Raw genomic sequence first — 9,617 nt, 5'->3', positions numbered from 1 at the left:
CCGCTACGGGCCTGAGTTGTCGTCGTTGTGGTGGCGGTTGGGTAGCGCGAGCGGAGCCGCGACGCTGGGTTCGTGGCGGCTATCTGCCGCAAACTATGGTATGCGGCCTTCGTCCGGCGGCTGTCAGGCAGGTGCCGCCAGGAGCTTTGGCAGGCGGATCAGGTTGTAGGCCGCCACCCTCAGCGTGAAGCTCCATCCGACCCGCTCAAGGCCTCGTAGCAGCGTCCGGCGCATGCCACCGATCTCCTTGCCCCAGCCGAATACCTCCTCGATCCGCTTGCGGATGCGCTGGCTGACCGCGTAGCCGGGGTGGCGCGTGGTTCGCCCGTCAATCGCCGAGCGCCGGCCGTTGGTGTGCTGCGCCACATGCGGCGTCACCCCAAGGTCGCGCATGGCCGCCACGAAATCCCTGGTGTCGTAGTTCTTGTCCGCGCCCAGCGTGCTGCGCGGCGCGCGATCCAGCCCCGCCATCATGGTCTTGCCCGCATCCCGCTCGGCGGTCCCGGTCGCCCGTGTCGTGGTGGCCGCCACCACCAGGCCGTGCCGGTTCTCCATGACCACATGCCCGGCATAGCAGAGCTTCGATGCCTGCCCGTTCGACTTCCGCGCCAGCCGCGCATCGGGATCAGTCTTCGAGGCGTGGGTCTCGTTGCTGCGCTTCTCGCCGTGGAAGTCACGCTCGCCGTTGCGGCCAGGGCCGGGCGGCGCGCCGGAGCCATCCTTCGGCCGGAAGCTCTTCATCGAGGCCCAGGCCTCGATCAGCGTGCCATCCACGGAGAAATGCTCCGACGACAGCAGCGGCTTCACCTGCGGGTCGGCCAGCACGGCCGCGAAGAACTTGGCCGCCACCTCGCCCCGCAGCAGCCGGTCCCGGTTCTTCGTGAACACCGTCACGTCCCACACCGGCGCGTCCATCGACAGCCCGATGAACCAGCGAAACAGCATGTTGTAGGTCACCTGTTCCATCAGCCGGCGCTCGGACCGCACCGAGTAGAAGGCCTGCAACAGCAGTGCTCGCAGCAGCTTCTCCGGCGCGATCGAGTCCCGCCCGCCGGCGGCGTAGAGCGCATCGAAATCCCCGGACAGCCGCTCCAGCGCCGCATTCACCAGCACCCGAATTGCCCGCAGCGGGTAATCCGGCGGCACCAGCGCCTCCGGGCTCACATAGCTGAACATCGACCCCGTCTGCCGATCCGAACCACGCATCGCCCGACCCACCCCCGCCCGATACAGCGAATCAGGTCACAGCCGTTCTGAACAGCCGAATTTCCTCAGCCTGTTAGGCGCGAGTTGCCACAGATCGCTGCCGGCAGAGCGCCGCAGCGAGAGCGTTCCGGCGATCCTTATCTCCGCCAGCGCGGTGGAAAGCTGCGCGGCGATGCGCAGCGCGGCCGTGGCGCGTTGCCCCGCGGCGGTTTCGGTCAGCCGCGCCTCGGTGACCTGGACCGAAAGGCCAGCGACGGTTGGCGGGTTGAGCGTCCCGTCGCCGCGGACGGGCCAGTCGAGGCCCAGCAGATGCACCGCGTCGGCCATTCGCTGCTTCCTTCCCCGCCTGGCTCAGTCCCAGCCGCGGACGCGCGCGGGATCCGTCAGGCGGCGCCCGCCGCCCGGCTGCGGCGCGACCCCGGGCACGAGCAGGTCGCCCGGCGCGAGCAGGATCGCGTCCGCGTCGGCCCTGTCCGCGGCCATGACGACGGGCTGGTCCGCCGGCCATTCGGCCATGGTGCCCAGCCGCGGCACCGCGGGCTGCAGCAGGATGGCGAAGGCCCCGTCCGTGGCGCGGTAGGCCGAGTCCGGGGGCGAGAGCAGGCCACCGCCGCCGGTGGGCTGGTACTGGCTGTCGCGGCGGATCGCGGCGATCGGCATGCCGACCGCGCTCTCCACCTCGCGCAGCGTCGTGCACGGGCTGACGAAGCGCGGCTGCGATTCTCCGGCGACGCGGACCGGGATCAGCAACTCGATCCAGCCCCGCCCCTCCAGCGCGCCGGTTGGCACGGCCGTGGCGTTGCGCCCGCCGGGCACGCGCTGCGCCAGGCCGAGGTCATCGGTTCCGATCGCGCCTGTCCAGCCGAAGGTCCGGACAGGCAGCGTCGGTGGGCCTGATGCCGCCGTTCCCCAAGCCATGAATTCGAGTTGACGGCGCGCGGGCGCATTTGCGTCGATGTCGGCGACGTGGCCCGGCAGCAGGCGGCAGGCTACCGACCGGATCCATTCCACGCGCTGGTCGGTTGGCGGCAGTTCCTCTTCGTTCGTCAGCGCGAGGACGATGCTCATCGTCGCGGCGATCGGGGCGAAGACCTGGGCGCCGAGCCGCCGCTCGAAGGTGGCGGCGCAGCGCCACGCCTGCTCCCCGCATGGCTCCTCCCGCACTGCCTCGCCGCGCTGATGGGTCCACCGCGTGAAATCCTGCGGCACCGGGACGCCCGGTACCTCGTCGCGCAGTTCCGCCTGCTGGAGCAGCGCAAGGACGACCTGCATGTCGGCCGCCGTCCAGCCATCCGCGGCCGGGATGGTCCAGTCGATGCGGGCCAGTTGGGGCGGCCGCGGGTTCCTGCCCGCGTCGGACAGGCTGGTCATTGTCATGCGCAGCCGCATGCCCGGGACGACGGCGATGGCGCTTCCGCCGGGGGAGGGCAGGTAGGTGAGCGCACCATTCAGGTCGGCCGGCGATGCTTCCCGCCCCGCACAGGCGCCGAGCAGCGTGAGGCAAAGGCCAGCCAGCGCCGCGTGCGCGCCGTGCCGCCACGCTGTGTGCCCCGTTCGCGCGTTCACTGGCGCGTCCGATTGATTCGTCATGCCTCTCGATCCCCCAAGATCGTCTCTTCCGGACAGGCTGCGCCAAGCGCCGGCGCGAGTCCGGCGAGCAGCGCGGCGAGTTCGCATCCGCCGGGCGGCGCGCCGGGCAGGCCCCAGCGCGCCAGTCGGTAGGATGATGTCGGCCGCACGGCTTCTCCCCGCCTAGTCAGGCACCACTCCCCTGCTGCATCCAGATCCAGGCCGAGCCGCTGCACCGGGGCCGGCAGCAAATGGTCGAACGGTGCGCAGAGCGCCGGCGCTGAGGCTGCTGCGGCCACGAGGTCGATGCCCATGAGTGTCTGCACCGTGACCCGCGTCGCGGGTCCGCCAGGGAGGTCCGAGAGCGTCGCAGCATGATCCCGTGCATCGGGCAGCGGCCTGGTTGGCAGCCACAGCGCCACATCGGCGCCCGTCCGGCGGAGGACCTCCTCCGCCACGCTCCCCGTGAGCGGCGCCGTGCAGGCTGGTGCCAGCATCGCGTCCGCCGAGCAGGAATCCGCGGCCCTCGCCAGCAATGTCGTCAGGTGCGGCGCAATCGCCTGGCTCGCGCCGCCCTGGCGAAGCGCGATGGGCCGAGGCCCGCCGAAAGCCAGGCGACCGGCTTCCAGCGGCAGGAGAAGCGCGAAGGGCCGGCCGGCCGGCACCCGGAGCAACCACCGCTGACGCGGGAGCCGGATCGCGGTCGCATCGCGCACGCTGGCGGAGGGCGTGACGATCAGGTCAGCGTCCAGCCGATCGATGGTGAGCCCTTCCGGGAGGTTGCGCCGCAGCACGAGGGCCAGAAGCGACGCGCCTTCCGCGCGCAACTGCCGGCCGGCGGCGCTGATGCTGGCGGCCAGGGCTTCAGCGGGCGCGGTGGCGTCTGCCTCGCCCCTCGACAGGAGCGCAAGGATGATCGGGGAGGCAAGGCTCAGCGCCCCGATCGCCGGCCTCATCCCTGGCGGGGGCGGCACGGCGACCAGGTCGGGCGACGAGAAACGCCAGGAGACGGCCAGCGCATCATCGTTCCGCAGCAGGTCCTGGTGCGGCACGTGCAGGGTCGGCGCGAGCGCCCCGAGGACCTGTGCGACGACCTGCCCGCCATCCTGCCAGGATGGCGCCGTGCCGGTGAGGCTGTCGCCCACATCGAGCGCGGCGGCCGGCGCGATTCCCGCGGCGTGCAGCGCGGCGCAGAGGTCGAGCACAGCGCCCGACCAGCGCGCGGCTTCGGGGCTGGGCCGCCGCGCCAGATCGGCCTAGAGCCCGCCGAACACCAGCAGCGGCGACGACCGCGTGACCGGTTGCGGCGCCGCTGCGCCGGCGGCTGGGAAGGCGATGGGCGGCGCGGCCAGCAGGCCAGCGAGGTTGAAGAGGTGGCGCCGCGAAAGCGGCGGGCCTTCGGGGATGCCGATGGCACGCGGCAGTGGCATCGGCATCGCTGCCTGCTCTTTTCGCGGGCGACGGCCGCCGCGCGTTCACCGATCGATTGAGACCGTGCGATGACGGGATTTCAATACGTAATCGCATTATTAACGCTATGTTAAGAATCGAGGCGGGCACATCCGACACCGCGCCAGCCGCCCGCTCTACGCGCTCCGCTGCCCTATCGAGTGCTGCATCATCCGCTTCAACAACAGCCGCCGCGTCGCCACCCGCTACGAGCAGACCCCCGACAGCTTCCTTGGCTTCGCCACCCTCGCCGCAATCCGTCTATGGATCAGGTTCTTCCACACCGCCTGACCGTGTCGCCAGAGCAGCGCAGCATGCTGCTGACGCTGCCGTTGGTCGTGTCCCGTGTAGCCGCCATGTGAACGTGGCAATCATCATCCTACGGCGCGACCATCACCGCCCCCTCAGGTGCTGACCTGATAGGTCCAATCCGCCACGACGAGCCGCCCCTGGCCGCCACGAAGCGCAGCCGCCAGATTCTGCGCCGCAGCGCTGTCCGGGGCGATGGTCCGCGTCGCCTGCCCGCTCTCCGGTGGCACGGACAGCACCGGCGGTCTCCCGAGCGGCTGGCTGATGGCAAGGATCCGCTCATCCTCCGACGGGGCGGCACGAGGGCCTCGGAGGCGAAGCCGCAGATCCGATCCGCCGGGCGGCAGCGTGAGTTCCTGCCCGGCTGCCAGCATGCCGGGCTGCCGCAGGTTAGGCAGCAGCATGTCGATCATGCCGCCCTGCCCGAGTGCGAGCACGGTGACCTGGCAGGGCTCCTCGGCGCGCAGGCGCAGCATCAGTCGTTCACCCGCCCTGAAGACCCGCCGATCGCCGAGCACCGCCAGCATGCGCCCGGCCCCGGGGGTCGGGCGGACCCAGTCGAGTGCTGCGCCGACGGCCCGTACCCCTACCTCGCGCGCCTCAGTAACGTAGGGAACGCCGTGGTGGGTCAGCCGTAGCGCCGGCATCTCGCGCGCGATGGTGGCGAGTTCCTGTGGAAGCAGGCGGTTCGCCTCCGTCGCGCTAGCCGTCGCACCGATCCGCTGCACGACACGGTCGCGGAGCGATCTGGTGAAGGGCTGGCTGGTGACGATGACGAAGACCATCGCTTCGCCCGCCGGTTCCCGCAGGCGGAGGGTGAAGTTGTCGATGCCGGGCCGCGGAAACATCAGCGGCGATCCTGCGGCAACCTCCGCCGGATCCTGCGGCATGCCGCGGCGGTCGCCAGGCAGCGAATCAGGCGGGAACAGCCACTCGGGGCGGCCCGTGGCGGAGATGCCGACGATCTGCACATAGCCCGGGGCCGTCGTCTCGACGCCGATCTGGGCAAGGTCGCCGAGCGCATAGCGCCGCTCCGCCCGATCCAGCCAGGCATGAACCTGGCCGGGGAAGGGTTGAGGGCCCGGGTCATGCGGCGGCACCAGTTCCAGCACCTCGGGCCGCATGCTCCGTGTCAGGAAAAGCGGTGGTGGCGTCGCGCGGTCGAACTCCCCGACGACGCCACCGAGCGATCGGGGGCTGCCCACGGGTTGAGCCGATGCCAGGCGCGATCCCGCTGCGACCAGCGCCATGCCGGCGACGCTGCGTCGGGTGAGCAGGGGACGGGTCATATCGCTCTCCGTCTTCAGGACGTGGGGGATCAAGCGGGTGTCATCGGGCAGAGGCCGGGTGGGACCGTCATGGCGCCTGGGCGCTCCAGCAACTCGGCAAGGCCGAGGGCGGCGTTCGGGAACTCGGCATCCTCCGCGAAGCGCCGGGCCATCTCGCGCAGCAGCGGTGTGAGCGACAGGGCACCGGCGGGGTCCGACGCGCCGCCGATGCCGCAGAGGCGGGCCACAGCTAGCCACTGCACCGCCTCAGGCGGCGGTTGGGGGCGGCGGACGAGCAGGGCGAGTTGCTCGCGCCCTGCCGGCGCGCTGTCGCGCGCCAGCAGTGCCTCCTGCGCGAGGCGCAGCCGGGACATCGGTTCACCACGCTCCGCGGCCAGGGCCCGCTCGCGCTGAGCAGCCGTCTCGTCCTGCTGCGCTTCCAGTGCGCGAGAGAGGTGCCACCGCGCCTTGGCGGCCTGCGGCGCCAGTTCCACCGCGGCCTTGCAGGCGTCACGGGCGGCCGCCGCACGCTCCGGCACGGCCAGGAAGGGGCCACTGATCCCACCGGTCAGCCCGGCGGCACGGCGATCGGGGTCGAGCCGATGGCCGGCGGCAGCGTCACACCGCGCAAGCGCCGCGCAGACCGCCTGCGCACGCAAGGCCGCATCGCCGCCCGCGCGCTGCAGCGAAGGGAGGGACGCGCAAAGGCCCTCGGGGTCCGCCACGATGCGCTGCGCCAGCAAGGCTGCCTCGACAGAGGCGCCGTCGTTGCGCCACGACTGCAGCGCCGCCGGGACGAACAAGGCGCCAGCGGCGGCGGCGGCGAGGCCGGCGACCCAGCGCCAGGGCCGCCGCGGCGGCCCGGCCATCCCGGCACCGGCGGCGATGGGACCCGATGTGCCAGCCAGTTCCGGCATCCATGCGACCAGCGCCTCGTCCAGGCTGCGCACCCGCCGCACCTCATGCCCGGTGCGGGTGAGGGCGCCGATCAACCTGTGAATTTCCGCGGCGCGCGCGGCGTCCGCAGGATGATCCTCGGCCGGCAGCAGCAGGAGGCCCGGCGGCGGCGCTGCCGCCTGGATGGCGGCAAGCTTGCCCGGCACACCATCCACAGCCCGCACGGCGAGCCCCGTGAGCGGCGATCCTGCGCGCGCCGGGACCGGCTCGATCCGGCCGGTCGCGATCAGCGGCGGCAACGTCGCCCATCGTTCCGGCGGCAGCAGATGCGCGGCCAGGAAGCCGAGCGCGCCGGCCAGCATGCTGCTCCGGCCGCTCACCCCGAGCACGGCCCCGCCGCCGGGGTCCTGCAGCGCGACCCCGACCGCCTGGCTCGAAAGCCCCGGCAGCTTTCCTGGCAGCGCCCCGATCACCAGGGTGCCCGACTCCCGGATCGGCGTCGCTTGGCCATCATCCAGCCCGTAAGGCTGCACCCGCGCGGTATCGGCCTCCGGCAGCAGCCAGAAGACGTAGCGGCGCAGGCTGCCGGAGCCGGACCCAGCCTCTGGGACAACAGGGATGCCGATCGGGATGCTGTCGGTCACGGCATGCGATCGTCCAACTGCAACCGCAAATCCTGCTCCCCGCCCAGCCTCGGCGGCGTGCCTGCACCGTGGCTCCAGGGCGCGCGGAGGCAGCCCTCGGCGTCCGTGATGCCGGAGAGCCAGACGAGGCCGGTCTGCTCGCTCCTCACCGCCACGTGCCGTCCCGCCCGCCCGCCCGGCACAGCCGGATCGAGCGTCAGCGCCAGCAGGAATGACGCGACGGCAGCAGGGCCCGGCCGCACGGTCAGAGACGCCCAGCCTTCCACCCGGATTTCGAACCCGGTGCTTCCGCCATCCGATGCGGCGAGCCCGGCGGCACGGAAGAACAGATTGTCGTTCGAAGCCATCCGCCCTGCTGCGGCGCGGCCAGCCTCGACGAAGGCGTGGCGTGAGGCGGGAGAGAGCAGGAGCACCGCGCGCTCCTCCGCGGTCATCGATCCGGGCGCCGTGGCGATCGCGGCCATGCGGGCAGGCGCGATCGGTGCCACCTGCGGGGCATCGTCCGCCTGCAGCATCAGCAGTCGCTCGAGCAAGGCCTCGTCCGGGTCAGCCCCGTCCTTTGCCTCGGCGTCAGTGTTCATCGTCTTCGTCTCCGAAGGGTGTGGCGCGGAACTCGCGCCGGATGTCGGTAATCATTTGAAGCCAGAGCAGGGAGAGGCGCGACGCCTCCGCCAGGAAGCCGCGGGCGTCGAGGCCGAGCAGCGCGGCGAGCTTGTCCCGGTGCAGCAGCCGTCGGGCCGCATCGGGGTGCAGCAGCCGCATGACTTCCGCCGTGCGGTCGTCCCTGACATAGGGGCGGGCGTCGCTGCGGGCATGCAGCAGGATCGCCGTCTCCCTTACCGTCAGCGCGTCCATGCGGTCGCCAAGTGCCGCCGCGGCCGCCTCCTGCGTCGTCGGGTCGGGCGGGCGGAAGCCGGCGACGGAGGCGAGCACCGCCGCCTCCGTGATGCGGTTCAGCACCTGCAGCGCCATGCCGAGCAGATCGCGCAGCGCTGCCTCGTCAAGGCCGAGCGCGGCGCGCAGCTGGGCGGTATCGCTGCCTTGGGTGAAGGCTTCGTACGGCCGGCCGAAGCGCGCCCGCAGTTCCTCGGCGCGTGTCGCGAAGACCATGCCATCCGCCGTGCCGCCCAACAGGTGGAGTGTCGCCAGCACCAGGCCAAGATCGGGTTCCGCATTCAGCGCGGCCGCCTGGCGCGAGCGGATCCCCTGGACAAGCCGCGTGAAGCCGGGCGTGCCGCGCATTGCCTCGAGCGCCTGGCGGATGTCGGCCCGCCGTGCCCGTTCGTCCCGCTCGCTCCGCTCTTCCGCCATGGGCTCCCCTCTCCAGCCGTCGCGGCGGCCAGGCCGGCCGCCACCGCTTCGTTAAGGATGCGCAATCAGGCCGCCCCCATCAACTGCCGCTCAACCCGGCGCTGCGCCAGGACTGGAAGTCGAAGGCCGGGGCGGCCCCCTGGCCGGGCCCGGACGCGCGCTGGCCGCGCGCCAGTTCGAGTGTGGTGCGCACGTTACCCACCGCGCCGTTCACCCAGCGCTCGGCGCCGGACAGGGAGGCCAGTAGCGGGCCGGCCAGCTGGATCGGGCGGCCGGCAGCCAGCAGGGCGCGCTCCGCCTCCAGCGTCGCAAGGGTCGAGGCGATGCGGCTGTCGGTCAGCATCGTCTCCTGCCGGGCGCGGTTCAGCGCTTCCCGGCGCGGCGGCAACTGGCGAAGCAGCGTCTCCTCGAACAGCGCCTGCTCGGCCACCAGAGAGCCGGCCTGCTGCTCGACATCCGCCATGCTGAGCCAGCGGCCCACGAAAGACACCCGCTCGATGCCGCTCCGGGCCACCTCCGCGATGCGCTGGCGCAGCAGTGCCTGCTGGCCGAGATTGGCGTCGAGCAGATTGCGCAGCCGGGCCTCCTCTGACTCAATCGCGCTCAGCCCCTGCTCGATGATGACGCGCGCTTCGCGCAACTCGGCCTGGCGGCGTGCCAGGGCAGCGCTGCGATCCGCCAGGCAGGCGGAGGGCGCGGCCTGGCAGGCCGCCTCCGACCAGCCGAGCCGGTCGCGCAGTTCGGCGAGCGCGCCTGTCACCGGCCCCGGCACCACGAGGCAGGCGGCGCCGAGCGCTACGCCGCCGAGCAGGACGACCTTCGCAAGAGCGCGCAACGGCCCGCCTGGCATGAGGTTCATCGATCAGCCTTTCTTCCGGTTACCAGCCGGGGGTCCGGCTGCTGCGCCCGGTTTACAGGACCCGGGAGGGGGGGGGCTTGATGGAAGGGGATGGAGATTTCCGGC

10 protein-coding genes are annotated in these 9,617 nt (G+C 72.1%); all 10 read right to left on the bottom strand.

The window, feature by feature from the left end:
- Window positions 1-123: 123 nt before the first annotated feature.
- The 10 genes from BM041_RS28625 to BM041_RS28575 all read right to left on the bottom strand — a co-directional run bounded on the left by BM041_RS28625 (window position 124) and on the right by BM041_RS28575 (window position 9,512).
- Entirely contained in the window at window positions 124-1,206 is a 1,083-nt protein-coding gene (locus BM041_RS28625) for an IS5 family transposase (RefSeq protein ID WP_092963340.1), read from the bottom strand.
- 36 nt (window positions 1,207-1,242) lie between these two features.
- The gene (locus tag BM041_RS28620; RefSeq protein ID WP_092963339.1) at window positions 1,243-1,533 is read right to left on the bottom strand and encodes a hypothetical protein; all 291 of its coding nucleotides are present in this window, start codon (window positions 1,531-1,533) and stop codon (window positions 1,243-1,245) included.
- 24 nt (window positions 1,534-1,557) lie between these two features.
- Window positions 1,558-2,595 carry a hypothetical protein gene (locus BM041_RS28615; protein ID WP_139226223.1) on the bottom strand — a complete coding sequence of 346 codons (1,038 nt, stop codon included), beginning with the start codon at window positions 2,593-2,595 and terminating at the stop codon, window positions 1,558-1,560.
- Window positions 2,596-2,792: 197 nt separating this feature from the next.
- Entirely contained in the window at window positions 2,793-3,920 is a 1,128-nt protein-coding gene (locus BM041_RS28610) for a hypothetical protein (protein ID WP_175534234.1), read from the bottom strand.
- A 111-nt stretch (window positions 3,921-4,031) separates the two neighbouring features.
- The gene (locus BM041_RS28605) at window positions 4,032-4,211 is read right to left on the bottom strand and encodes a hypothetical protein (protein ID WP_092963336.1); all 180 of its coding nucleotides are present in this window, start codon (window positions 4,209-4,211) and stop codon (window positions 4,032-4,034) included.
- Between the two features lie 417 nt (window positions 4,212-4,628).
- Window positions 4,629-5,822, bottom strand: coding sequence for a DUF4384 domain-containing protein (locus BM041_RS28595; protein WP_092963335.1), 1,194 nt, complete (start codon window positions 5,820-5,822; stop codon window positions 4,629-4,631).
- A 29-nt stretch (window positions 5,823-5,851) separates the two neighbouring features.
- Window positions 5,852-7,342 (bottom strand): hypothetical protein, encoded by a 1,491-nt coding sequence (locus BM041_RS28590; protein ID WP_092963334.1) that lies wholly within the window; start codon window positions 7,340-7,342, stop codon window positions 5,852-5,854.
- A complete protein-coding gene (locus BM041_RS28585) occupies window positions 7,339-7,923 on the bottom strand; it encodes a hypothetical protein (protein WP_092963333.1) in 585 nt (194 codons plus the stop codon). Before BM041_RS28585 ends, BM041_RS28590 begins: the two co-directional genes overlap by 4 nt.
- Window positions 7,913-8,653: a hypothetical protein gene (locus BM041_RS28580; protein ID WP_092963332.1), complete on the bottom strand. Its 741-nt coding sequence runs from the start codon at window positions 8,651-8,653 to the stop codon at window positions 7,913-7,915. Before BM041_RS28580 ends, BM041_RS28585 begins: the two co-directional genes overlap by 11 nt.
- A 79-nt stretch (window positions 8,654-8,732) precedes the next feature.
- On the bottom strand, window positions 8,733-9,512 hold the full coding sequence (locus BM041_RS28575; RefSeq protein ID WP_092963331.1) for a hypothetical protein: 780 nt from the start codon (window positions 9,510-9,512) through the stop codon (window positions 8,733-8,735).
- Between the last annotated feature and the right edge of the window lie 105 nt (window positions 9,513-9,617).

Origin of the sequence: Falsiroseomonas stagni DSM 19981 (assembly GCF_900114315.1) — a bacterium.
Taxonomy (GTDB): Bacteria; Pseudomonadota; Alphaproteobacteria; order Acetobacterales; family Acetobacteraceae; genus Falsiroseomonas; species Falsiroseomonas stagni.
Note: the sequence above shows the minus strand (reverse complement) of the source record. Positions and strands in the feature narration are given on the sequence as shown.